The 25,198-nt window shown below is 65.6% G+C and carries 18 protein-coding genes, 1 pseudogene, 1 riboswitch and 1 other annotated feature; of the genes and pseudogenes, 16 read left to right on the forward strand and 3 right to left on the reverse strand.

Going from position 1 to position 25,198, the window contains the following annotated elements:
- The 3 genes and pseudogenes from Q0K09_RS01725 to Q0K09_RS01735 all read left to right on the forward strand — a co-directional run.
- Positions 1–506 (forward strand): annotated as a pseudogene (locus Q0K09_RS01725) (beta-methylgalactoside transporter); the annotation flags it as partial.
- 76 nt (positions 507–582) lie between these two features.
- Positions 583–1,887, forward strand: coding sequence for a hypothetical protein (locus tag Q0K09_RS01730; RefSeq protein WP_294472119.1), 1,305 nt, complete (start codon positions 583–585; stop codon positions 1,885–1,887).
- Between the two features lie 60 nt (positions 1,888–1,947).
- Positions 1,948–3,615, forward strand: coding sequence for a formate--tetrahydrofolate ligase (locus Q0K09_RS01735; RefSeq protein ID WP_294472121.1), 1,668 nt, complete (start codon positions 1,948–1,950; stop codon positions 3,613–3,615).
- Between the two features lie 87 nt (positions 3,616–3,702).
- Here the strand turns inward: Q0K09_RS01735 and Q0K09_RS01740 are convergent, their stop codons facing one another.
- The 3 genes from Q0K09_RS01740 to Q0K09_RS01750 form a co-directional block, all read right to left on the reverse strand.
- Positions 3,703–4,794, reverse strand: coding sequence for a ribokinase (locus Q0K09_RS01740; protein WP_294472123.1), 1,092 nt, complete (start codon positions 4,792–4,794; stop codon positions 3,703–3,705).
- 105 nt (positions 4,795–4,899) lie between these two features.
- Complete coding sequence (locus tag Q0K09_RS01745) at positions 4,900–5,928, reverse strand: aminotransferase class I/II-fold pyridoxal phosphate-dependent enzyme (RefSeq protein WP_294472125.1); 1,029 nt, start codon at positions 5,926–5,928, stop codon at positions 4,900–4,902.
- Between the two features lie 42 nt (positions 5,929–5,970).
- Positions 5,971–7,653: a glutamine--tRNA ligase/YqeY domain fusion protein gene (locus tag Q0K09_RS01750; RefSeq protein ID WP_294472127.1), complete on the reverse strand. Its 1,683-nt coding sequence runs from the start codon at positions 7,651–7,653 to the stop codon at positions 5,971–5,973.
- Between the two features lie 380 nt (positions 7,654–8,033).
- Positions 8,034–8,205: riboswitch (Lysine riboswitch) on the forward strand.
- Between the two features lie 122 nt (positions 8,206–8,327).
- On the opposite strand from Q0K09_RS01750, the gene Q0K09_RS01755 reads away from it, so the two are divergent.
- The 13 genes from Q0K09_RS01755 to Q0K09_RS01815 all read left to right on the forward strand — a co-directional run bounded on the left by Q0K09_RS01755 (position 8,328) and on the right by Q0K09_RS01815 (position 25,177).
- Positions 8,328–9,245, forward strand: coding sequence for a transporter substrate-binding domain-containing protein (locus Q0K09_RS01755; RefSeq protein WP_294472129.1), 918 nt, complete (start codon positions 8,328–8,330; stop codon positions 9,243–9,245).
- A 23-nt stretch (positions 9,246–9,268) separates the two neighbouring features.
- Entirely contained in the window at positions 9,269–10,153 is an 885-nt protein-coding gene (locus tag Q0K09_RS01760; protein WP_294472130.1) for an amino acid ABC transporter permease, read from the forward strand.
- 1 nt (position 10,154) lies between these two features.
- The gene (locus tag Q0K09_RS01765) at positions 10,155–10,895 is read left to right on the forward strand and encodes an amino acid ABC transporter ATP-binding protein (RefSeq protein ID WP_294472133.1); all 741 of its coding nucleotides are present in this window, start codon (positions 10,155–10,157) and stop codon (positions 10,893–10,895) included.
- 82 nt (positions 10,896–10,977) lie between these two features.
- Positions 10,978–11,189, forward strand: a binding site (T-box leader).
- Positions 11,190–11,235: 46 nt separating this feature from the next.
- On the forward strand, positions 11,236–11,844 hold the full coding sequence (locus Q0K09_RS01770; protein ID WP_294472135.1) for a hypothetical protein: 609 nt from the start codon (positions 11,236–11,238) through the stop codon (positions 11,842–11,844).
- 61 nt (positions 11,845–11,905) lie between these two features.
- On the forward strand, positions 11,906–14,542 hold the full coding sequence (locus Q0K09_RS01775; RefSeq protein ID WP_294472137.1) for a valine--tRNA ligase: 2,637 nt from the start codon (positions 11,906–11,908) through the stop codon (positions 14,540–14,542).
- A 126-nt stretch (positions 14,543–14,668) separates the two neighbouring features.
- Positions 14,669–15,391, forward strand: a complete 723-nt coding sequence (gene pyrH, locus Q0K09_RS01780) for a UMP kinase (protein WP_294472140.1) — start codon at positions 14,669–14,671, stop codon at positions 15,389–15,391.
- 1 nt (position 15,392) lies between these two features.
- On the forward strand, positions 15,393–15,947 hold the full coding sequence (gene frr, locus Q0K09_RS01785) for a ribosome recycling factor (RefSeq protein WP_294472142.1): 555 nt from the start codon (positions 15,393–15,395) through the stop codon (positions 15,945–15,947).
- A 96-nt stretch (positions 15,948–16,043) separates the two neighbouring features.
- The gene (gene uppS, locus Q0K09_RS01790) at positions 16,044–16,784 is read left to right on the forward strand and encodes a polyprenyl diphosphate synthase (protein ID WP_294472144.1); all 741 of its coding nucleotides are present in this window, start codon (positions 16,044–16,046) and stop codon (positions 16,782–16,784) included.
- Between the two features lie 4 nt (positions 16,785–16,788).
- Positions 16,789–17,607 (forward strand): phosphatidate cytidylyltransferase, encoded by an 819-nt coding sequence (locus tag Q0K09_RS01795; RefSeq protein ID WP_294472146.1) that lies wholly within the window; start codon positions 16,789–16,791, stop codon positions 17,605–17,607.
- Positions 17,608–17,611: 4 nt separating this feature from the next.
- The gene (locus Q0K09_RS01800; protein ID WP_294472148.1) at positions 17,612–18,754 is read left to right on the forward strand and encodes a 1-deoxy-D-xylulose-5-phosphate reductoisomerase; all 1,143 of its coding nucleotides are present in this window, start codon (positions 17,612–17,614) and stop codon (positions 18,752–18,754) included.
- A 12-nt stretch (positions 18,755–18,766) separates the two neighbouring features.
- Positions 18,767–19,846, forward strand: coding sequence for a site-2 protease family protein (locus Q0K09_RS01805; RefSeq protein ID WP_294472151.1), 1,080 nt, complete (start codon positions 18,767–18,769; stop codon positions 19,844–19,846).
- Positions 19,847–19,912: 66 nt separating this feature from the next.
- A complete protein-coding gene (gene ispG / locus Q0K09_RS01810; RefSeq protein ID WP_294472153.1) occupies positions 19,913–20,950 on the forward strand; it encodes a flavodoxin-dependent (E)-4-hydroxy-3-methylbut-2-enyl-diphosphate synthase in 1,038 nt (345 codons plus the stop codon).
- A gap of 36 nt (positions 20,951–20,986) precedes the next feature.
- On the forward strand, positions 20,987–25,177 hold the full coding sequence (locus Q0K09_RS01815) for a PolC-type DNA polymerase III (RefSeq protein ID WP_294472155.1): 4,191 nt from the start codon (positions 20,987–20,989) through the stop codon (positions 25,175–25,177).
- Positions 25,178–25,198 lie beyond the last annotated feature (21 nt).

Genomic DNA, 25,198 nt, shown 5'->3' on the forward strand with positions numbered 1-25,198 from the left:
CCCTCTTCTCCATCCCCGCCGGTAACGGGGCCAGCGTCCCCATCCCCCGCTATGTGCTCTACTCCATCCTTCTGGCCGCCATCATGTGGTTCATCTGGAACAAGACCACCTTCGGCAAGAACATGTTTGCCCTGGGCTCCAATGAGGAGGCCGCCCGGGTGTCCGGCGTCAACGTGCTGGTGACCACCATCCTGGTCTTCGCCCTGGCCGGGGCCATGTACGGCTGGACCGGCTTCATCGAGGGGGCCCGTGTGGCCGCCAACAACGCCAACACCGGCCTCAACTACGAGCTGGACGCTATCGCGGCCTGCGTCATCGGCGGCGTCTCCTTCGTGGGCGGCATCGGCAAGATCAGCGGCATTATCATCGGCGTCATCATGCTGCGGCTCATCTTCGTAGGCCTGACCTTCGCCGGCATCGACCAGAACTACCAGTACCTCATCAAGGGCGCTATTATCCTCTTCGCCTGCGCCCTGGATATGCGGAAATACCTTGCCAAGAAGTAAAAAATCAGGTAAAATGGAAATGGGGCGGGCCGTGACCCGCCCCATTTTCTCTACCAACTAGAGAGGAAGAATGCTTATGACAGATGTGACCAGGCGCGTGGACGCCTTTTTGGGGGCCTACGGTATGGACCCGGGCCGGGTGGACCTGGACCGGTGCGCCCAGGCCTTCCAGGCCGACATGGAAAAGGGCCTCCGGGGGGACCCGGACGCCCACATGCTGATGCTCCCCACCTATCTCTCCCCCCAGGGGGAGGTCCCCCGAAACCAGCCCGCCATTGTCATCGACGCCGGCGGCACCAACTTCCGCATCGCCCTGGTCTCCCTAGGCGCCCAGGGGCCGGAGGTCCAGGAGCTGCGGGTCTTCCCCATGCCCGGCTCCCAGGGGCCCATCACCTGGGCGGAATTTGTAGACCAGGTGGCGGAGGCGGTGCTGCCTCTGACCGGCCGCAGCCGCCGGGTGGGGCTGTGCTTCTCCTACGCCGCCGAGATTCTCCCCAACCGGGACGGCCGGGTCCTGCGCTTCTCCAAGCAGGTCCAGGTGGAGGGGGCCGAGGGGAGGGAGCTGGGCCGGGACCTCTCCGCCGCCCTGGCGGAGAAGGGGGCCCCCGGCGTCACCTTCGCGGTGCTCAACGACACGGTGGCGGCCCTGCTGGGGGGCGTAGCCGCCCTGGGAGAGGAGGTCTTTGACGGCTTCATCGGTCTCATCTACGGAACCGGGGTCAACACCTGCTACGCCGAGGACCGGGAAAAGCTGGCCAAGGTCGCCGCCCCCTGGGCCCGGGACACCATGCTCATCAACATGGAGGCGGCCCGCTTTGACGGAGCCCCCCAGAGTGAATTTGACCGCCGCCTGGACGCCCAGAGCGTGGACCCGGGGCTGTGCCGCTATGAGAAGATGGTCTCTGGCCGCTACCAGGGGGAGGTCATCTACTACGCCCTGCGCCAGGGTGCGGAGGAGGGCCTCTTCTCCCCAAAACTCTCCGCCTTCCTCCAGGGGCTGGCGGGGCTGACCTCGGTGCAGGCCGACGCCTTCAGCGCCCGCCCCTACGGGGACGGCCTTCTGGCTTCTGCCTGCCGGACGGAGGCCGACCGGGAGGCCGTCTACACCGTCATCGACCGGGCCGTGGAGCGCTCGGCCCGGCTGGTGTGCGCCAACCTGGGGGGCATCCTCCTCCAGACCGGGGCCGGAACCCACATCCACCGCCCCGTCTGCATCGTGGCGGAGGGCTCCACCTTCTACAAGGGCCACCTCTTCCGGGGCAAGCTGGAGCGGCTGTGCGCCGAATACTTCACCGGCGTCCTGGGCCGGCACTACGCCTTCCGGAAGGTGGCCGACGCCAACCTCATCGGCACCGCAGCGGCTGCCCTGCTGAACCTCTGAGGGCCTCCGCACCACCAAAAATAGAGATAGATATTATATAGAGAGAGGAGACGCCGTGTTATGAAGACTGACATCGAAATTGCCCAGGCGGCGGAGCTGCTGCCCATCGCCCAGATCGCCGCCCAGGCCGGCCTGGGGGAGGACCTGCTGGAGTACTACGGCCGTTATAAGGCCAAGGTAGACACCTTGGCCCTCCGGGATGCCCCCCGGAAGGGGAAGCTCATCCTGGTCACCGCCATCAACCCCACCCCGGCGGGGGAGGGCAAGACCACCACCAGCGTGGGCCTGTCCGACGCCCTCCACCGGCTGGGCAAGCATGTGATTCTGGCCCTGCGGGAGCCCTCCCTGGGTCCGGTCTTCGGGGTGAAGGGGGGCGCCGCCGGGGGCGGCTACGCCCAGGTGGTGCCCATGGAGGACATCAACCTCCACTTCACCGGGGACTTCCACGCCATCGGGGCGGCCAACAACCTCCTGGCCGCTATGCTGGACAATCACATCCAGCAGGGCAACGCCCTGGACATCGACGTGCGCCGGGTCACCTGGCGGCGGTGCGTGGACATGAACGACCGGCAGCTTCGGAACATCGTCTGCGGCCTGGGGGGAAAGGTAGACGGCGTCCCCCGGGAGGACGGCTTCGACATCACCGTGGCCTCGGAGATTATGGCCGTGCTGTGCCTGGCCTCCGGCCTCATGGACCTAAAGGCCCGGCTGGGCCGGATGGTGGTGGCCTACAACCGCTTCGGGGAGCCGGTGTACTGCTCCGATCTGAAGGCCCAGGGGGCCATGACCGCCCTTTTGAAGGACGCCATCCGCCCCAACCTGGTTCAGACCCTGGAGCACACCCCCGCCCTCATCCACGGCGGGCCCTTCGCCAACATCGCCCACGGCTGCAACTCGGTGTCGGCCACCGACACGGCGCTGAAGCTGGGGGACTATGTGGTCACCGAGGCCGGCTTCGGGGCCGACCTGGGGGCGGAGAAGTTTTTGGATATCAAGTGCCGGGCCGCCGGCCTCGCCCCCGACGCGGTGGTTATCGTGGCCACGGTCCGGGCCCTGAAGCACCACGGGGGCTGCCCCAAGGACGGTCTGGGCCGGGAAAACCTGGAGGCCCTGGAGAAGGGCCTGCCCAACCTCCTCAAGCATGCGGAGAACATCACCCAGGTCTTCGGCCTGCCCGCCGTGGTGGCCATCAACCGCTTTGACAGCGACACCGAGGCTGAGCTCCAGAGGATTCGGGAGGCCTGCGGCCGCTTCGGGGTCCGGGTGGCCCTCAGCGAGGTCTGGGGCAAGGGGGGACAGGGGGGCGAGGCCCTGGCCCAGGAGGTCCTGCGGATCATCGACGAGGGGAAAAAGGACTTCCGCTTTGCCTACGAGTCCTCCGCCCCCCTGGCGGAGAAGATCCAGGCCATTGCCCAGAAGGTTTACGGAGCCGACGGGGTGGACTTCGCCCCCGCCGCCGCCAAGGAGCTCCAGCGGCTCACCGAGCTGGGCTATGGAGACCTCCCCGTGTGCATGGCCAAGACCCAGTACTCCCTCTCCGACGACCCCGCCAAGCTGGGGGCCCCCTCCGGCTTCCGCATCACCGTGCGGAAGGTGAAGGTCTCCGCCGGGGCCGGCTTCGTGGTGGCCCTCACCGGGGACATCATGACCATGCCCGGTCTCCCCAAGGTCCCCGCCGCCGAGAACATCGACGTGGACGAGAACGGAAAAATCACGGGGCTCTTTTAGGGCTTGTTTGAAAATTGGCGATGTGTCCAGCAGCGAGGGATTTTGGGCCGCTGGCAAGCAATTTTTTCGCAGGAATCCTGGCGGATTTCAAGGAAAAATTGCGCCGTCCAGGGGGCAAAAGCCCCGCTGATTGGGCATGTTGACATGTTTCAAACAAGCCCTAGGCCGCGCTGGAGGATTTCCGGCCAGCGCGTCCAGCAGGCCGGGGTCGAAGGCGGAGCAGCCCCGCTCCCGCAGGAGGGTCTGGACCTGGGCCGCGGTGGGCAGGCTGGGCATGGCCCCGGACCGGGAGACAGTGAGGGCGGCGGCATGGCTGGCAAAGGTCAGCGCCTCTCCCTGGGAGAGCCCGGCGCACAGCCCGGTGCAGAAGGCCGCCACGAAGGAGTCCCCGGCGGCGGTGGGGTCGGCCACCTGGGGCATACGGACGCAGGGGGTCTGCTGGAGGCCCTCCGGCCCCGCCAGCACAGCGCCGTGCTCCCCCAACGTCACCAGCACATAAGCCGCCCCCTGGGCCCGGAGGTCCATGGCCGCCGCCGCCACATCCTCCAGAGAGAACCCGGCGGCGTCCGAGCGGATGGGGAGGCCGGAGAGGGCGGCGGCCTCGTACTCGTTGGGGGAGAGGTAGGTGGCGCAGGCCGTCAGGGCGGGCGAGAGGGGGGCCGCCGGGGCCGGGTTGACCATCACCGGGACGCCGGCGGCCCTGGCCCAGCCGGCCACCGCCTCATTGACCGCCATGGGCAGCTCGAACTGGAGCAGCACCATGTCGTAGTCCCCAATGGCGCCCTCCAGCCAGGACACCTGGTCCACCGTCAGGGTAAAATTGGCGCCGGGGCAGGCAGTGATGCGGTTCTGGGCGCCCTGGTCCGTGATCTCCAGCAGAATCTGGGCCACCCCGGTGGGGGCGCTTGGGTCCACGGTGACGTGGGAGGTATCCACCCCCTGGGCCTCCACGGTTTCCAGCAGGGAGGACCCGAAGGGGTCGGCTCCCACCTGGCCCACAAAGGTGGTGCGGGCCCCCAGACGGGCGCACTGGACGGCCTGGTTGGCCCCCTTGCCCCCGGGGGCGGTGGAGAAGGAGAGGCCGATGACGGTCTCCCCGGCGCCGGGGGCACGGCGGGCGGAGGCGGTGAGGTCCATAGAGAGGCTGCCCACCACCAGGATGCGGGGCTTTTTCAGCATGGGTAAGAACTCCTTTCAACGAAGCGGATTCACCTGCCGTACCCATTGGGGCGGAAGATGCAGACGCCCAGCCAAATCAACGGCTGGGCGTTTTTGATGGGGCGTTTACAGCCGGGCGGCGGCGGTCAGGAAGCCGTCCACGTCCTCCGGAGTGGTGGCAAAGCAGGTGACCAGCCGGATGACGGTGTGGCCGCTCTCCCGGGCGGGGCGCCAGTCCTCAAAGGCGCAGATCGCCTGAAGGGCGGAGCGCCGGACCTGGTCCACCACCAGGAAAATCTGATTGGTGGGGGAGTCCACCCACAGCTGCCAGTCCAGGGCCTTCAGGCCGGCCTGGAGCCGGGCGGCCATGGCGTTGCCGCGGCGGGCCAGCTCGAAGTAGAGGCCGTCCCGGAACAGGGCCTCGAACTGTGCCCCCAGCAGCCAGCCCTTGGCCAGCACGCCCCCCATCTGCTTCTTAATGCGGAAGAAGTCGGGCTGGAGGGCCGGGTTGGCCAGCACCAGGGCCTCCCCCATGAGGGCGCCGTTCTTGGTGCCGCCGATGGTAAAGGCGTCGGCCAGCCGGGCCAGGTCCGGCAGGGTGAGATCGCTCTGGGGGGAGGTGAGGGCGGCCCCCAGCCGGGCCCCGTCCACATACAGCAGCAGACCGTTGTCCCGGCAGAAGGCGGAGAGGGCGGAGAGCTCGGCCCGGGTGTAGACGCCGCCGCTCTCGGTGGCGTCGGCCACCTCCACCACCCGGGGCTTGACGGTGTGGGGGTTCTGGTGCTCCTCCAGAATCGGGAGAAGCAGCTCCGGCCGGAGCTTGCCGTCTGGTCCGGCGGGCGCCAGCAGCAGCTTGTGGCCGGCGGCCTCCACCGCCCCGGCCTCGTGTCCGTTGAGGTGGGAGGAGTCCGCAGTGAGGACCCCCTCCCAGGGGCGCAGGAAGGCGGCCATGGCCACCGCGTTGACCTGGGTGCCGCCGGTGAGGAACTCCACTTTCCCCTCCGGGCACTGGCACAGGTCCAGCAGCAAAGCCTCCGCCCGGCGGCAGTAGCCGTCCTCGCCGTAGCCTACGTTGCCCTCCAGGCTGGTCTCCCCCAGGGCGGCCAGGACCTGGGGAGGGGCGCCGAAGGAGTAGTCGTTGCGGAAGAGGTACATGGGAACCACCTCGTTTTCAAGGATTGGGACACAGGCGGGCCGTCAGAACTTGAAGGAGTCCTTCAGGCTCACAGAGCGGTTGAAGACCAGGTGCTCCGGCGTGGAGTCCCGGTTATCCACACAGAAGTAGCCCTGCCGCAGGAACTGGTAGGAGGCGGGGGCCTGGGCCTGGGCCAGGCTCCGCTCCACCTTGGCCCCGGAAAGGATTTCCAGGGAGTTGGGGTTCAGGCAGTCCAGGAAGTTCTTGTCCCCGGCGTCGGGGTCGGCGTCGGAAAAGAGATTGTCGTAGAGCCGGACCTCGGCCTCCACAGCGGTGGCGGCGTCCACCCAGTGGAGGGTGGCCCCTTTTACCTTCCGGCCGTCGGCTGGGTCGCCCCCCCGGCTGTCCGGGTCGTACTCGGCCAGAATCTCGGTGACACGGCCCGCCTCATCCTTGATACAGCCGGTGCACTTCACCAGATAGGCCCCCTTCAGACGGCACTCGGGGCCGCCGGGATAGAGGCGCTTATATTTGGGCACCGGGGCCTCCAGAAAGTCCTCGGCTTCCACATAGAGGGTCCGGGAGAAGGCGACCGCCCGGACGCCGTCCTCGGGCCGGTTGGGGTTATTTTCCACCTGGAAGGTCTCGCTCTGGCCCTCGGGGTAGTTGGTGATGGTGAGCTTCACCGGGCGGAGCACCGCCATAACCCGCTGGGCGGTCTCGTTCAGGTCCTCCCGAAGGCAGTGCTCCAGGAAGGCATACTCCACGGTGGAGGCAGCCTTGCTGACGCCGTTGCGCTCGGAGAAGTTCCGAATGGACCGGGGGGTGTAGCCCCGGCGGCGCAGGCCGCAGAGGGTGGGCATCCGGGGGTCGTCCCAGCCGGAGACCCGGCCCTCCTCCACCAGCTGGCGGAGCTTACGCTTGCTCATGACGGTGTAGTTGATGCCCAGCCGGGCAAACTCGATCTGCCGGGGCTTGGAGGGCGCCGAGCAGTTGGCAATGACCCAGTCGTAAAGGGGGCGGTGATCCTCGAACTCCAGGGAGCACAGGGAGTGGGTGATCCCCTCGATGGCGTCCTCCAGGGGGTGGGCGAAGTCATACATGGGGTAGATGCACCACTTGTCTCCCTGGCGGTGGTGGCGCATGTGGTTGATGCGGTAGAGCACCGGGTCCCGCATGTTGAAGTTGCCAGAGGCCAGGTCGATTTTGGCCCGGAGGGTGTATTTACCGTTGGGGAACTCCCCGGCGCGCATCCGGGCGAAGAGGTCCAGGGACTCCTCTGCGGGCCGGTCCCGCCAGGGGGAGCGGGCGGGGGTGTTCACGTCCCCCCGGTACGCCTTGAACTCCTCCGGGGTGAGCGCACAGACGTAGGCCAGGCCCTTTTGGATGAGCTCCACGGCATAGCCGTACATCCGCTCAAAATAGTCGGAGGCGTAGAAAAAGCGGTCCCCCCAGTCATAGCCCAGCCAGTGGATGTCCTCCTGGATGGCCTCCACATATTCCACATCCTCCTTGGTGGGATTGGTGTCGTCCATGCGGAGGTTGCACAGGCCGCCGTACTTCTCGGCGGTGCCAAAGTCGATGAAAATGGCCTTGGCGTGGCCAATGTGGAGGTAGCCGTTGGGCTCCGGAGGGAACCGGGTGTGGACGGTCATGCCCTGGAACTGCCCCCCCGGGGCCAGGTCCTCGTCGATAAAATCGTGGATAAAGTTCTGGGTCATGGTGGGGTTGAGGGCTTCTGGCATGTGGTCTTTCACTCCTTCGTCATCTCGCGGCGTCTGCCGCGCCCCTCCGCCCGCTGTCTGCGGCGGAGGCGTTGCACACCATTTTACCCCAAAGGGCGAAAAATTGCAACGCCTGGATGAAAAGCGGCCGCGACAAACGCAGGAAGGAATTCACCCCCGGAAGAGAGCAGATTCGTTTTTATCAACCGGCAAAATATTTTCTAAATTCTTGACTATCTGAAAATTGATTGCGAACTGGGCCATAACGTAAATTCCATTTCTTGTTTATCAAGTCAGAATAGGGGCGGTTGCTTACAATTTATTTACTCAGACGTTTGTTGCGGAAAAACCGCAGGATATGTTGACAAGCACCGGAAATCGTGATAGAATCACACCCAATCAAAGATGATAGAGGCGCGAAGACCATCAGTACCCCTGCCGAGGCGCTCGACGGCCGGTGACGCGGAGGGAAAGGGGGCTTCGCCGAAATGGCCGTCAGGTTGAGGGGCGGGCTGTTGGGCGGTGGGAGAATATCCCGCCGACTGTCACGTTGCGTGGAGTGCTATCGTTCTTTTCCGGTTCCACTCAATGGGGATGTTTGGAAAACGACCGCCGGCGCCGCGCCGCGGTCGTTTTTGATGTTCCAGCGCCCTTCCGGCGCCCATCCGACACACAGGAAAGGAAAGATGATTGCAATGAAGAGACTGCCCAGCCTGCTCCTGGCCGCGACCATGGCCGTGACCCTGGCCGCCTGCGGCGGCGGGAGCGCCGAGACCCCCGCCCCTGAGAGCGCCACCCCCACAGCCTCCGCCCCCGCCGCGACCGCCGGCGCCGTGCTCTCCGGCGTGGAGGACGGCGTCCTCACCGTGGGCATGGAGTGCGCCTACGCCCCCTATAACTGGACTCAGGTGGATGATTCCAACGGGGCCGTGCCCATTGTCAACAATCCCGGCTCCTACGCCAACGGCTACGACGTGATGATGGCCCAGAAGATTTGCGACGCCTACGGCTGGGAGCTGGAGGTCATGGCCCTGGAGTGGGGCGGACTCTCTCCGGCCCTGGCCGCCGGAACCATTGACGTGGCCATCGCCGGCCAGTCCATGACCGCCGAGCGTATGGCCGAGGTGGATATGGCCGGGCCCTACTATTATGCCACCATTGTCTGCGTCACCACTGCGGACAGCCCCAACGCTTCCGCCACCAGCATCTCCGATCTCAGCGGCACCTGCACCGCCCAGTCCGGCACCATCTGGTATGATTCCTGCCTGCCCCAGATCGAGGGCGCTGACATCCAGCCCCCCGCCGATACCGCCCCGGCCATGATTATGGCCCTGGAGAGCGGCACCGTGGACTTCATCTGCACTGACCTGCCCACCGCCAACGGGGCTGCGGCCAAGAACCCCGGCCTTGTGGTTCTCAACTTCTCCGGCACGGACGGCGACTTCCAGTTCGCCAGCGAGGAAGAGCGGGCGGAGAACGTGAACATCGGCGTATCCGTCCGAAAGGGCAACACCGAGCTCCAGACGGCCATGAACGATGTGTTCTCCACCATGACCGAGGATGACTTCAATGCCATGATGGACGAGGCCATTGCCATCCAGCCCGCTGTCTGACGGTAGAAAGGAGCCACTCCGGCATGGATAAATTCGCGGAGCTGGGGGCCGACATCGCCCTGCTCTGGGGGACCTATGCCTCCCGCTATCTCAACGGCATTCTCAACACCCTGATCCTGGCGGTGACGGCTACTCTGGTGGGCTGCCTCATCGGCTTTCTCTGCGGAGTGCTCAACACCATCCCCCACAGCCGCCAGGACCACGCTGTCAAGCGCTTCTTCCTAAAACTCCTCCGGGTGATCGTCCGGGTCTATGTGGAGGTCTTCCGGGGCACCCCCATGGTGCTCCAGGCGGTGTTCATCTACTACGGCCTGCCCTACTTTACCGACAACGCCGTGGCTTTTCGGGGGATTCCGGGCATCTGGGCCGCCTCGCTCATCGTGGTCTCCATCAACACCGGGGCTTATATGGCCGAGAGCGTCCGGGGCGGCATCATCTCCATTGACCCCGGCCAGACCGATGGGGCCAAGGCCATCGGTATGAACCACTTCCAGACCATGACCAGCGTCATCCTGCCCCAGGCCATCCGAAACATTCTGCCCCAGATCGGCAACAACTTCATCATCAATATCAAGGACACCTCGGTGATGTTCATCATCGGTTTCTTCGACTTCTTTGCCCAGCACCGGAACATCGTGGGGGTCAACAACATGTACTTCCCCTCCGCCGCCATTGAGATGATCGGATACCTGTGCATGACCCTCACCGCCTCCTTCCTGCTGCGGCTGCTGGAGAAGGTGCTGGACGGCTCCGACAGCTACGAGCTGGTCCAGGGCGACTCGCTGGTCCTGGCCGCCGGCACCTACAGCCACCCCGACCGGGGTACCCCCTTCGACGAGCACAGCAAGGAGCAGCGGGAACGCATCCGGCAGGAACTCAAGCACGGACGGACAAGGGGGGACCGCTGACATGAGCGACGCCATTTTAGAGGTCCGGCACCTCTCCAAGACCTTTGGCAGCAACCAGGTGCTCAAGGATATCGACTTCACCGTCCGGCCCGGGGACGTGACCAGCATCATTGGGGCCTCGGGTTCCGGTAAGTCTACCCTCCTGCGGTGCATCAATCTCCTGGAGACCCCAACCAGCGGAGAGATCATCTTCCACGGGGAGAGCGTCACCGGCGGCAAGGTCAACCCCAACGCCTACCGGACCAAGGTGGGCATGGTCTTCCAGTCCTTCAACCTCTTCAACAACATGACGGTGCTTCAAAACTGCATGGTGGGGCAGACCAAGGTGCTGAAAAAGAACGCCCAGGAGGCCCGTGCCAACGCCATGAAGTATCTGGAGCAGGTGGGCATGGCCCCCTACATCAACGCCAAGCCCCGGCAGATCTCCGGCGGCCAGAAGCAGCGGGTGGCCATCGCCCGGGCCCTGGCTATGGAGCCGGAGGTCCTCCTCTTCGACGAGCCCACCTCGGCCCTGGACCCAGAGATGGTGGGGGAGGTGCTGGAGGTCATGCGCTCCCTGGCCGACGGGGGCATGACCATGCTGGTGGTCACCCACGAGATGGCCTTCGCCCGGGACGTGTCCAACCATGTGGTCTACATGTCCGAGGGGGTTATCTGCGAGGAGGGAGCCCCCAAGGAGGTCTTTTCCAACCCCAAACAGCAGCGTACCAGGGAATTTCTCTCCCGCTTCCGGGAAAATTAAGGCAACACCGCCTCCACCCCTGTTGGGGCGGGGGCGGATTTTTTTGTTGACTTTTCCGGGGAAATTGCATATACTGAACAGGTCAAAGGCTGAGAAGGGAAGGAGTACCCGCGTGTCTGGTCCAGAGAGAAGCCGGTTTGGTGCAAGGCTTTCCAAGGGACGCGGGGAAGGTGGTCCCAGAGCTGCGGGCTGAACCCAGATTAGGCCCCGCCGGCCTCCCGCCGTTACCGGGACAAGAGCGCGGACGCACAGCGTCCGAATTCAGGTGGTACCGCGGAGTCATCCGCCCTGAGACCGAGAGGTCCCGGGGCGTTTTTTTGTGTAAGGAGGAACGACAACCATGCCCCTGTTTACCGTCAAGACCACCGGGGATCGCTTCAGCCGCTGCACCGAGCAGTTTTTCCTGTTCCGCCGGGCCCAGGAGCGGGCAAGCCTCTTCTTTAAAATCAAGGTGGGAGGTCCTCTGATGCTGGCCGCGGCGGCGGTGGTGCTGGCCGTGACCCAGGACTGGAGCGGCCCCGCCGGCCTCCTCCTGGTGCTGGCCGCCGCAGTGCTGGTCTGGTACGCCGCCGGGCAGCTCCAGGGCCGGAGCACCAGGGCCTTTATCCGCACTGCCCGGAGCCACCCCGTCGCCCCTGAGGACGCAGATACGGAGCTCCTGCTGGAGTTCGACCAGGAGGGCTGCACCCTGCGGGCCCCCGATTCCCTCCTGCCCGGCAGCGACCAGGAGGAGCGGCGGCTCTTCTCCTACGGCGACGTCAGCGGCCTCTTTGTCTCGGAGGACTATGTGCTCCTGGGCAGCAAAACGGCGGGGGGCGCCTGCTTTGCCAAGGCCGACCTGACCCAGGGGACGCCGGAGGCGCTTATCGCTTTTCTGGAGGAGAAATGCGGCCGGAAGGCCATTTATCACCCGCTGAACACCAAACACATGCAGGCCCTGCTGAAATAATCTCTGCTGCATCCCCCTTGGGCTGGATGCAGCAGCGCCGCAAGGAAAGGAGTTTCAACCCATGAACCGAGAATTGCCAAAGGTCTATGAGCCCCAGGAGGCAGAGGGGCGCATCTATGAGATGTGGGAGAAGAACGGCTGCTTTGTGGGCCGCCGGGACCCGGACAAGAAGCCCTTTACCATCGTCATGCCGCCCCCCAACGTCACCGGACAGCTCCACATGGGCCACGCCATGGACTGCGCCCTCCAGGACATCCTCATCCGCTTCAAGCGGATGCAGGGCTACGCCGCCCTGTGGGTCCCCGGCACCGACCACGCCGGCATCGCCACCCAGATTAAGGTGGAGGAGGAGCTGCGGAAGCATGAGGGCCTCACCCGCTACGACCTGGGCCGGGAGAAGTTCCTGGAGCGGGTATGGGCCTGGAAGAGCCAGTACGGAAACCGCATTGTGGAGCAGCAGAAGAAGCTGGGGGCCTCCTGCGACTGGTCCCGGGCCCGGTTCACCATGGATGAGGGCCTCTCCGCCGCCGTGCGGCACGTCTTTGTCTCCCTCTACCAGAAGGGGCTCATTTATAAGGGCTCCCGGATCATCAACTGGTGCCCCCACTGCGTCACCGCCCTCTCCGACGCCGAGGTAGAGTATCAGGACAAGCCCGGCAGTCTCTGGCACATCCGCTATCCCATCCAGGGGGAGGAGGGCCGGTATGTAGTGGTGGCTACCACCCGGCCGGAGACCATGCTGGGGGACACCGGCGTGGCGGTAAACCCAGAAGACGAACGCTACACCGATCTGGTGGGCAAGACCTGCGTCCTCCCCCTGGTGGGCCGGGAGCTCCCCATCGTGGCCGACGCCTATGTGGACACGGCCTTCGGCACCGGCTGCGTGAAGATGACCCCCGCCCACGACCCCAACGACTTTGAGGTGGGCCTCCGGCACAACCTGGAGACCATCCGGGTCCTGGACGACAACGGCAAGGTGGCGGAGGGCTACGGCCGGTACTCCGGTATGGACCGCTGCGAGGCGCGGAAGGCCATTGTGGCTGACCTGGAGGCGGGGGGATACCTGGTGAAGGTGGAGCCCCACCAGCACAATGTGGGCACCTGCTACCGCTGCCACAGCGATGTGGAGCCCTTGATCTCCGCCCAGTGGTTTGTGAAGATGGAGCCCCTGGCCCGGGAGGCCCTCCGGGTGGTCCGGGACGGGGAGGTCAAGTTCGTCCCCGACCGCTTCTCCAAAATCTACACCAACTGGATGGAGAACGTCCACGACTGGTGCATCTCCCGGCAGCTCTGGTGGGGCCACCGGATTCCCGCCTGGACCTGCCAGGACTGCGGCGGGATCACCGTCAGCGAGACCGGCCCCACCGAGTGTGAGCACTGCCACAGTGCGCACATCGTTCAGGAGGAGGACGTGCTGGACACCTGGTTCTCCTCTGCCCTGTGGCCATTCTCCACCCTGGGCTGGCCGGAGGAGACCGAGGACTACAAATATTTCTACCCCACCGATGTGCTGGTCACCGGCTACGACATCATCTTCTTCTGGGTGGCCCGGATGATCTTCTCCGGCTGTGAGCACACCGGCAAGCCGCCCTTCCACACCGTCTTTATCCACGGCCTGGTCCGGGACGACAAGGGCCGGAAGATGTCCAAGTCCCTGGGTAACGGCATCGACCCCCTGGAGATCGCCCAGCAGTACGGCGCCGACGCCCTGCGCTTCAACCTGGTCACCGGCAACTCCCCGGGCAACGACATGCGCTTCTACACCGAGCGGTGCGAGGCCATGCGGAACTTCGCCAACAAAATCTGGAACGCCTCCCGCTTCCTGATGATGAACCTGACCATTGATCGATGCGAGCTGCCGGAGAAGCTGGAGCTGGAGGACAAGTGGATTCTCTCCAAGCTCAACCGGGTGATCCCGGAGGTCACCGAGAACCTGGAGAAGTTCGAGCTGGGGGTGGCCGCCCAGAAGGTCTACGACTTCATCTGGGACGACTACTGCGACTGGTATATCGAGCTCACCAAGTCCCGGCTCCAGGGGGAGGACCCGGAGGCCAAGGTCCGGGCTCAGCAGGTCCTCTGCTACGTCCTCACCGGCATCCTCAAGCTCCTCCACCCCTTCATGCCCTTCCTCACCGAGGAGATTTGGCAGGCCCTGCCCCACGAAGGGGACTACCTGATGCTCCAGCCCTGGCCGGAGCACCATGTGCGCCTGGACTTCCCGGAGGAGGAGAAGGCCATGGAGCTCATCATGGAGGCCATCGGGGCGGTGCGGACCCGCCGGGCCGAGATGAACGTGCCCCCCTCCAGAAAGGCCCGGCTCACTGTGGCCACCCTGGAGCAGGAGGTCTTCCACGCCGGGATTCCCTTCCTCAAGCGCCTGGCCTACGGCAGCGAGGTCACCATCACCGGCCTGTCCGGAGCCCAGGAGGGAGACAAAGGGGAGGTCACCGTCCTCACCCCCTCTGCCCGCATCTCCATGCCCCTGGCCGAGCTGGTGGACCTGGAGAAGGAGAAGGCCCGATTGGAGAAGGAGCTGGGCAAGCAGCTGGCCGAGCGGGACAAGCTCCAGACCAAGCTCCAGAACCCCGGCTTTGTCAACAAGGCCCCGGCCAACGTGGTCCAGGCCGAGCGGGAGCGGGCCGAAAAGCTCGCTGCACTCATTGCCGGGCTGGAGGAGCAGCTGGCCGCCATGAAGTAGGCGGCGCGGCTCCGGCCGCCGGGTCTGAAAACAAATTGTAAAAAAACTGTTCTGACCTCTATGCAAAAGGGAAAACTTATATTAAAATGGAGGGACAGAACTGTGACAAGGGAAGGGGACATGGATATGCCTGAGCTGCGGTATAAGCGGGTGCTGCTGAAGGTCAGCGGCGAAGCCCTGGCGGGAGACGCCAGCCGGGGGCTGGACTTCGACGTCATCGGCGAGGTCTGCGACGTCATCCGGAAGTGCTGTCAGGCCGGGGTGCAGATGGGCATCGTGGTGGGCGGCGGCAACTTCTGGCGGGGCGTGAAGGACGGGGGCGGCCGGATGGAGCGCACCCGGGCCGACCATATGGGGATGCTGGCCACCGCCATCAACGCCCTGGCCCTGGCCGACGTGCTGGAGCAGAAGGGGGTGGACGTCCGGGTTCAGACCGCCATCGAGATGCGGGCGGTGGCCGAGCCCTACATCCGCTCCCGGGCCATCCGCCATATGGAGAAGGGGAGAGTGGTCATCTTCGGCTGCGGCACCGGCAACCCCTTCTTCTCCACTGATACCGCCGCGGTGCTCCGGGCGGCCGAGATCGACGCCGACGCCATTTTGCTGGCCAAGAACATCGACGGCGTCTACAGCGCCGACCCCCGGAAGGACCCTAACGCCGTCAAGTACGACAGCATCAGCTACGACGACGTACTGACCCAGCACCTGGAGGTGATGGACACCACCGCCACCTCCCTTTCCATGGACAACAAAATTCCCGTGATTCTCTTTGCCCTCAGGGACCCGGAGAACATCTACCGGGTGGTCATGGGCGAGAAAATCGGCACCATCGTCAAGGAGGAGAAATGAGATGAACGAGATTCTCAAGGAGTACAGCGTGAAGATGCAGAAGACCGTGGACGTGGTCATCTCCGACTTCGCGGCTGTCCGGGCCGGCCGGGCCAATGCCGCCGTGCTGGACAAAATCACGGTGGACTACTACGGCAGCCCCACCCCCATCAACCAGGTGGCCGCCATTTCCTCCCCCGACCCCAGGAGCCTCCTCATTAAGCCCTGGGACGGCTCCGTCCTCAAGGCCATCGAGAAGGCCATCCAGGCCTCCGACCTGGGCATCAACCCCCAGAACGACGGCTCCTCCATCCGCCTGAACTTCCCCCAGCTCACCGAGGAGCGCCGTAAGGAGCTCACCAAGCAGGTGCGGAAATACGCCGAGAACGGCAAGGTGGCTATCCGCAACGTCCGCCGGGAGGCCATGGATAAGCTCAAGGCCCTGCAAAAGAAGTCCGAGATCACCGAGGACGACTGCAAGGACTTTGAGAAGGAGCTCCAGGACCTGACCGACAAGCGCTGCAAGGAGCTCGACGAGCTGGCGGCCAAGAAGGAAAAGGAGCTCATGGCCGTATAAAAGCCCGGAGCGCAATCCCACCGCAGTGCGGGGCGTTTGACACGCCCCGCACGCTTTCTGTCCCCGCGATTCCTGTCTGAACCTGAGGAGGCGCGTATGGCCCTTTGGAAGAAGAAGCCCCCGGCGGAGGTGGACTTTACCCGCCTGCCCCGCCATGTGGCCATCATTATGGACGGCAACGGCCGGTGGGCCAAGCGCCGGGGCCTGCCCCGCACTGCCGGTCACGCCGCCGGCGCGGAGAATTTCCGCGCCATCGCCACCTACTGCAAGGAGATCGGCCTTGCGTACCTGACGGTCTACGCCTTCTCCACCGAGAACTGGAAGCGCCCGGCGGAGGAGGTCTCCGCTATCATGGGTCTTTTGAAGAAGTACCTGATGGAGGCCATCGGCCGCATGGAGCGGGACCGGGTGAAGATGCGCTTTTTTGGGGATTTAAGCCCCCTGAGCCAGGAGCTCCGGGAGCTGTGCCGGGAGACGGAGGAGATCTCCCAGCGCTATGAGGGCTGTCAGGTGAACATCTGCCTGAACTACGGGGGCCGGGACGAGCTCCTCCGGGGGGCCCGGGCCTTTGCCCTGGACTGCCTGGAGGGCCGGGCCGATCCCAACCACCTCACCGAGGCGGCCTTCGGGGGCTACCTGTACTCCGCCGGCGTCCCCGACCCCGACCTGGTCATCCGGCCCAGCGGAGAGGTGCGGATCTCCAACTTTCTGCTGTGGCAGGCGGCCTATGCTGAATTCTATTTTACCGACGTGCTCTGGCCCGACTTTTCCAAGGAAGAGCTCCACAGGGCCCTGGCGGCCTATCAGGGCCGCTCCCGCCGGTTTGGAGGCATTTAAAACCATGGGAAAACGTATCCTGGTGGCGGTGGTGTGCATCCCGCTGATCTTTGTGGTGTTCTTTCTGCTGCCCCCGATCTTTCTGCCCATTATGATCTCCCTCCTGTCCATGATTGCCCTCCATGAGGTGCTCTGGTCCACGGGCTTTGTGAAGAATCCGAAGATCTCCGGGCTCTCCATTGTCCTCTCCGGCGTCATCCCCTTCTGGGTCTTCATCGGGGAGGGGATGCGCTCGGCCCTGGTGGGCATCTTCCTCTACTTCGTGCTGATCTTCCTGACGGCTATCTCCAGCCGCTACACCGTCACCCTGGAGAAGATGGGGGGCTCCTTCTTCTTCGCCATGCTCATTCCCTACTTCCTCTCCTCCTTTGTGCGGCTGGATAGTCTGGCCCTGGGAAAGCACCTCATCCTCATCCCACTGGTGGCCGCCTTCACCAGCGACGCCTTTGCCCTCTTCGCTGGCATGGCCTTCGGCAAACACAAGCTGGCCCCGGAGCTCTCCCCCAAGAAGACGGTGGAGGGGGCTGTAGGGGGCTTCCTGGGGGCCATCGCCTGCTGCCTGGTCTACGGCGCGGTGATGGATCTGGGCTTCGGCCTGGGAGTGAGCTATCCCCGCTTCGCCCTCTACGGGGCCCTGGGGAGCCTGGTCTCCCAGCTGGGGGACCTGTCCTTCTCCTATATCAAGCGGCAGTACGGACTCAAGGACTTCGGCAACATCTTCCCCGGCCACGGCGGGGTGCTGGACCGCTTTGACAGCGTGATCTTCTGCGCCCCCCTGATTGAAATTCTCATCCACTATCTACCCGCCATCTGGGAGGTGTAAGGCTGTGCGCAGAACCCTGTCGATTCTGGGCTCCACCGGCTCCATCGGCCGGCAGACTTTGGAGGTGGCCCAGGCCCTGGACCTTCCGGTGGCCGCCCTCACCGCCCACCAAAACGCAGCCCTGCTGGAGGAACAGGCCCGGCGCTTCCGGCCGGAGCTGGCGGTCTGCGCCGGCCCCGCCGCCGCGGCGGACCTGAAAGTCCGGCTGGCCGACACCCCGGTCCGGGTGGCCGCCGGGCCCGAGGGGCTGCTGGAGGCGGCCGCCCTGCCCGCCGCCGATACGGTGGTCACCGCCGTGGTGGGGATTGCGGGGCTGGAGCCCACCCTGGCCGCCGTCCGGGCGGGCAAGCGCATCGCCCTGGCCAACAAGGAGACCCTGGTGTGCGCCGGGGAGCTGGTGATGGACCAGGCGGAGGAGTACGGGGCGGAGATCCTCCCGGTGGACTCGGAGCACTCGGCCCTCTTCCAGTGCCTCCAGGGGTGCCGGGACCGGGGGGAGGTGCGCCGCCTCATCCTCACCGCCTCCGGGGGGCCCTTCTTCGGCTGGAGCCGGGAGGCCCTGGCCGAAGTCACGCCGGCCCAGGCCCTGAAGCATCCCAACTGGTCCATGGGGGCCAAGATTTCCGTGGACTCGGCCACCCTGATGAACAAGGGCCTGGAGTACATCGAGGCCATGCGCCTCTACCACATGCCGCCGGAGAAAATTTCCGTGGTCATCCACCGGGAGAGTATCATTCACTCCCTGGTGGAATACTGTGATTACGCGGTACTGGCCCAGCTGGGGGCGGCGGACATGCGCCTGCCCATCCAGTACGCGCTCACCTGGCCGGAGCGGACCCCCGGGCCCGTCCGGCCCCTGAACCTGCTGGAGTGCCCCAGCCTCACCTTCCAGGCCCCGGACCTGGATGCCTTCCCCTGCCTGGGTCTGGCCCTGGAGGCCGCCCGGACCGGCGGCACGGCCACGGCGGTCCTCAACGGGGCCAATGAGGCGGCGGTGGGCCTCTTCCTGGCGGGGAAGCTCTCCTTCCCCGGCATCGCTCAGCGAGTTGCCCTGGCCCTGGAGCGCCTGCCGGCGGTCCAGAAGCCCGGCCTTACGGAGGTGCTGGGGGCCGACCAGGCCGCCCGCGCCCTTGTGACCGATCTTTGAGTTGAGGTGCCTATGACCATCCTTTCTATCGTCCTCACCATCCTGCTCTTCGGATTTCTCATTGCCATCCACGAGTTCGGACACTTCCTGGCCGCCAAGTCCCTGGGGGTCCGGGTCAACGAGTTTGCCATCGGCATGGGCCCCCTGCTCCTCTCCCGGACCAGGGGGGAGACCGCCTACTCCCTCCGGGCCCTCCCCATCGGCGGCTTCTGCGCCATGGAGGGGGAGGAGGAGGACTCCGGGGACCCCCGCTCCTTCTACGCCAAGCCCGCCTGGAAGAAGCTCCTCATCCTGGTGGCCGGCCCCTTCATGAACTTTGCGGCGGGCTTTTGGCTCATCCTCCTGCTCTTCGCCGTGGCCGGGACCCCCTCGCTGCCGGTGGTCACCGGCTTTATGGCCGGGGCGGAGGACCTCGCGGAGACCGGCCTGCAGCCCGGGGACCAGTTTTACCGGGTGGACGGCCACCGGATTTACTTCCAGTCCGACGCCCTCCTCTACCTGAGCCGGGCGGGGGAGACGGTGGAGGTGGAGGTCCTCCGGGAGGGCCGGGTGGTGGACCTGGGGATTCTCTCCCTCCCTTACCGGACTCTGACCGACGAGGCCACCGGAGAGACAGTCCAAAGGCGGGGCATCTACCTGGGCCAGCCCCAGGCGTCCGGGCCCCTGGAGACCCTGAGCAGCGCCTGGTACCAGTCCATCGACTATGTGCGCCTGGTGTGGATGAGTCTGGGGGACCTCTTCACAGGCGCGGTGGGGATCCGGGATATGTCCGGCCCCATTGGCATCGTGGCCATGGCCGGAGAGGTGGGCCAGGCAGGCGCGGCGGCGGCGGGGCTCTACGGGGTGCTGGTGAACATCCTGGATTTCATCGCCCTCATTGCCATCAATCTGGCGGTGATGAATCTGCTGCCCATCCCCGCCCTGGACGGGGGGCGCATCTTCTTCCTGGCGGTGAACGGGATCTTTACCCTCCTGACCCGCCGGCGGCTCAACCCCAAGTATGAGGGCTATATCAATGCCGCGGGCTTTGTCTGCCTGCTGGCCCTCATGGCCGTGGTGGCCTTCAACGACATTGTGAAGCTGATTATTTGACCGTGTGCCGGCGGAGGGGAGGCGTCCCCTCCGCCGGTGGAGCCTTATCTCCAGAGGAGGGAGACTATGACCAGACAGATTCTTGTGGGGGGCGTCCCCGTCGGCGGAGGGGCCCCCGTCACCATCCAGTCCATGTGCAATACCCCCACCGGCGACGTGGAGGTCACAGCAGCCCAGATCCAGCGGCTAACCCAGGCGGGGTGCCAGATCGTCCGGGTGGCCGTCCCCGACCTGGCGGCGGCCCGGGCCCTGGGGGCCATCAGGGAGCGCATCTCCATCCCCCTTGTGGCCGACATCCACTTCGATTACCGGCTGGCCCTGGAGGCGGTGGCGGCGGGGGCGGATAAAATCCGCATCAACCCCGGCAACATCGGCGGGGCCGACCGGGTGAAGGCGGTGGCCGGGGCCTGCCGGGCCAGGGGGGTCCCCATCCGCATTGGGGTCAACGGCGGCTCCCTGGAAAAGCCCATTCTGGCCAAATACGGCGGCGCGGCGCCGGAGGCCCTGGTGGAGTCGGCCTTGGGCCACATCGCCCTCTTACATCAATTCGATTTTGACGACATCTGCGTCTCTCTGAAGTCCTCCGACGTGCGGACCACCATGGCGGCCTACCGCCTGATGTCGGAGCGCTGTGACTATCCCCTCCACCTGGGGGTCACCGAGACGGGGACCCGGCGGATGGGGACCCTCAAATCGGCCATCGGCATCGGGGGCCTTCTGGGCTTCGGCATCGGGGACACCCTCCGGGTCTCCCTCTCCGCCGACCCGGTGGAGGAGGTCTATGCCGCCCGGGACATCCTCCGGGCTCTGGGCCTCCGGCGGGAGGGGCCCAACCTCATCGCCTGCCCCACCTGCGGCCGCACCCGCATCGACCTCATCGGCCTGGCCGAGGAGGTGGAGCGCCGCCTCCAGGCGGTGGACAAGCCCATCACCGTGGCCGTCATGGGCTGCGTGGTCAACGGCCCCGGGGAGGCCTCCGCCGCCGATGTGGGCATCGCCGGGGGAGACGGCACGGGCCTGCTGTTCCACAAGGGGGAAATCGTGAAGAAGGTCCCCCAGGAGGCCCTGGTGGAGGAGCTTTTCCAGCTCATCCAAACCCTGTAACCCATCTCTGAACGTTCTGGAAGGAGGCGCCGGCCTATGCCGGAGCAACATAAAATCCCATTTCTATCTCTCTTTTCCGATTGGACGCCGGCGGGGGAGATCCTGCCCGCCCTGGAGGGGCTGCTGGTTCGCTCGGCGGTGATCCAGCGGGGGGCCCGGACGGTTCTGGCCGAGGTGGAGGGCCCCGTCTGCCTGGACGAGCCCCTGCGCCTCCGGCTGGAGGGGGAGCTGACCGCAGCCTACCGCCTGGGGCGGATGGAGCTGCGCTTCTGCGCCCCTCTGAACCAGGAACCGCCCCTGGAGCTTTTGGAGGAGCTGCCCCCCCTGCCCACCGAGGCCGACATGCCCCCGGAGCCAGAGGCCCCGTTTCCGCCCCCGGCGGAGGCGGATCCGATGGTGGAGGACCCCATGGCGGTCTTCCGCCGGACCGAGCGCATCCGCCAGGAGACCCTTAAGCACCTCAAGCCCCCTGTCCCGGCGGAGAAGAAGGAGAAGGGGGGCGGCAGCCTCCTCTTCGGGAAGATCATGAAGAAGTTCCCCAAGATCCCCTTAAAGGACCTGACTCTGGACTCGGAGATGGTGACGGTGGAGGGGGAGGTCTTTGCCGTGGACCATGTGGAGATGAAGAAGCGGGGGGCCTGGATGGTCCGCTTTGACCTCACCGACCGGACCAACTCGGTCCGGGTGGCCAAGTTTCTGGTGGGGGACGAGGGAAAACAGCTGGCCGGCGCCCTGAAGGAGGGGAGCCGCCTCATCGTCCAGGGCCGGGTGAGCCCCTACCAGGGGGAGCTCCAGATTGAGCCCACGGGCATCGCCCAGGGCAAGCCCCCGGAGCCCCGGAAGGACGCGGCGGAGGGGGACAAGCGGGTGGAGCTCCACCTCCACACAAAGATGTCCGCCATGGACGCCGTCACCGACATCAAGGCGGTGATTCAGCGGGCGGCGGCCTGGGGCCACCCCGCCATCGCCATCACCGACCACGGGGTCTGCCACGATTTCCCCGCCGCCTACTCCGCCGCCAAAAAGGCGGGCATCCAGATGATCTTCGGGGTGGAGGCCTACTTCGTTAATGATGTGGACGATATGCCCGCCGTCCGGGGGGACCTGGACGCCGGTTTCCACGGGGAATATGTCTGCTTCGACCTGGAGACCACCGGCCTGGACGCCCGGAAGGACGTCATCATCGAAATCGGCGCGGTGGTCTACCGGGACGGGAAGGTCACCGACGAGGTCTTCTCCACCTTTGTGGACCCGGGGCGGCCCATCCCCTATGAGGTGAGCCAGCTCACCGGCATCACCGGCGACATGGTGAAGGGGGCCCCCGGCCAGGCCGAGGCCCTCCGGCAGTTTCTGGACTTCATCCACGGACGCCCTCTGGCCGCCCACAACGCCGGCTTTGACGTGGGCTTCCTCTCCGAGGGCTGCCGCCGCATGGGCCTCTCCCTGGAGGCCACGGCGGTGGACACCTTACCCCTGGCCCAGGCCCTCCTGCCCAACCTGTCTAGGCACAAGCTGGACCTGGTGGCCGGGCACCTAGGGCTCCCCTCCTTTCACCACCACCGGGCCACCGACGACGCCTCCACCGTGGCCTATATGCTGGTCCCCTTCTTTAAACGGCTGGAGGAGGAGCACGACATCCACTCCCTGGGCGCCATCAACCGCTGGGCGGCCGCCCAGAACCAGAAGCGCAAGGGCAAGCGCCGGGCCCGGCACCTCATCGTCCTGGCCCGGAACCAGACCGGCCTGCGGAACCTCTACAAGCTGGTGTCCAAGGCCCATCTGGAGCACTTTCAGCGCAAGCAGTACCCGGTGATGCCCAAGAGCCTCATCGACGCCAACCGGGAGGGCCTTCTTCTGGGCTCGGCCTGCGAGGCGGGGGAGCTCTTCCAGGCGGTGGTTCGCCGCAGCTCCTGGGCCGAGCTCAAGCGCATCGCCTCCTGGTACGATTACCTGGAGATTCAGCCCATCAGCAACAACGCCTACATGCTCCGCCCCGACAAGAGCGGCCGGACCATCGCCCGGAACGAGGAGGAGCTCCGGGACTTCAACCACACCATCGTGGAGCTGGCCCATGAGCTGGGCAAGCCGGTGGTGGCCACCGGGGACGTCCACTTCCTGGACCCGGAGGACGAGATTTACCGCCACATCCTCCTGAACACCAAGGGCTTTGAGGACGCCGACGCCCCCAACCCCCTCTACTTCCGCACCACCGACGAGATGCTCCGGGAGTTTGCCTACCTGGGGGAGGAGACCGCCCGGGAGGTGGTGGTGGACAACACCCGCCTCATCGCCGCCTGGTGCGGGGATTTAAACCCCCTGCCCAACGGCCTCTTCGCCCCCAAGCTGGAGGACTCCGAGGGGGAGCTCAAGCGCCTGGTGTGGGGGAAGGCCAAGCGGCTCTACGGGGAGGAGCCCCCCGCCATCGTCACCCAGCGCATCGAGGCCGAGCTCCACGACATCCTCATGCGCCACTACGACGTGATCTACATGTCGGCCCAAAAGCTGGTCCAGGACTCCCTGGACCACGGCTACCTGGTGGGCTCCCGGGGCTCCGTGGGCTCCTCTATCGTGGCCTTTCTGTCGGGCATCACCGAGGTCAACGCCCTGCCCCCCCACTACCGCTGCCCCAACTGCAAGCACTCCGACTTTGACACGGCAAAGACCCTGGGGGCGGGCTGCGGCGCCGACATGCCCGACGCCCTCTGCCCCGTCTGCGGGAGCAAATATGAGAAGGACGGCTTCAACATCCCCTTCGAGACCTTCCTGGGCTTCGGCGGCGACAAGGTCCCCGACATCGACTTGAACTTCTCCGGCGAGTACCAGTCCAGCGCCCATAAGCACACATTCGAGCTTTTCGGGGACTCCCACGTCTTCCGGGCGGGGACCATCGGTACCGTGGCGGAAAAGACCGCCTTCGGCTATGTGAAAAAGTACATGGAGGAGCGGGGGAAGACGGCCACCCGGGCGGAGATGCTCCGGCTGGCCAAGGGCTGCACCGGGGTCAAGCGCACCACCGGCCAGCACCCCGGCGGCATGGTGGTCATCCCCCAGGACAAGGAGATTTACGACTTTTGCCCCGTGCAGCACCCCGCCGACGACACCGACACCGACATCATCACCACCCACTTTGAATACCACGCCATGGAGTCCAACCTCTTAAAGCTGGACATGCTGGGCCACGACGACCCCTCCATGATCCGCATGATGGAGGACCTCACCGGGGTGGACGCCAAGACCATCCCCCTGGACGACCCGGACACCCGCTCCATCTTCATCTCCTCCCAGGTCCTGGGCTACGAGGGGGACAAGGTTCTGGGCCCCACCGGGGCTGCCGCCATCCCGGAGTTCGGTACCAGCTTCGTCCGGGGGATGCTGGAGGAGACCAAGCCGGCGGAGTTCGACATCCTGGTGCGGCTGTCCGGCTTCTCCCACGGCACAGATGTGTGGCTGGGCAACGCCCGGGACCTGATCCTCTCCGGAACCGCCACCGTGGGACAGGCCATCGGCTGCCGGGACGACATCATGATCTACCTCATCTCCAAGGGCATGAACGAAAAGCGGGCCTTCAAGATCATGGAGGCCGTCCGAAAGGGCCGCGGCCTCCCCGAGGGGGCGGAGGACGAGATGCGCGCCCTGGGGGTCCCCGAGTGGTACATCGGCTCCTGCAAGAAGATCGCCTACCTCTTCCCCAAGGCCCACGCCGTGGCCTATGTGATGATGGCCTTCCGCATCGCCTGGTTCAAGGTCCACCGGCCCCTGGCCTTCTACGCCGCTTACTTCTCCATCCGGGCCAAGGCCTTCGACGCCTCCGTCATGTGCCGGGGTCTGGAGCGGGCCAGGGCCAAGATGGACGAAATCCGGGCCAAAGACAAGGAGGCCACCGCTGTGGAGCAGGACATGCTCACCACCCTGGAGGTAGTCTATGAGTTTTACATCCGGGGCTTCACCTTTGAGCAGATGGACCTCTACCGCTCCGACGCGGTGCGCTTCCGGGTGGACGAGGACAAGAAGGCCCTGCTGCCTCCCTTCCTTGCCATCCCCGGCCTGGGGGAGACGGCGGCGGCGTCCATTGTGGAGCAGCGCAGGGGCAAGGAGTACCTCTCGGTGGAGGAGTTCTCCGCCGACTGCCCCAAGGTGACCAAGGCCCACATCCAGCTTTTGAAGGACTGCGGCGCTCTGGCCGGACTGCCCGACACCAGCCAGATGACCCTCTTCGACGGCTTCTGACGGGGCGGACCGCCCCGGAGA

Source organism: uncultured Intestinimonas sp. (assembly GCF_944387725.1).
Classification (GTDB): domain Bacteria; phylum Bacillota; class Clostridia; order Oscillospirales; family Oscillospiraceae; genus Intestinimonas.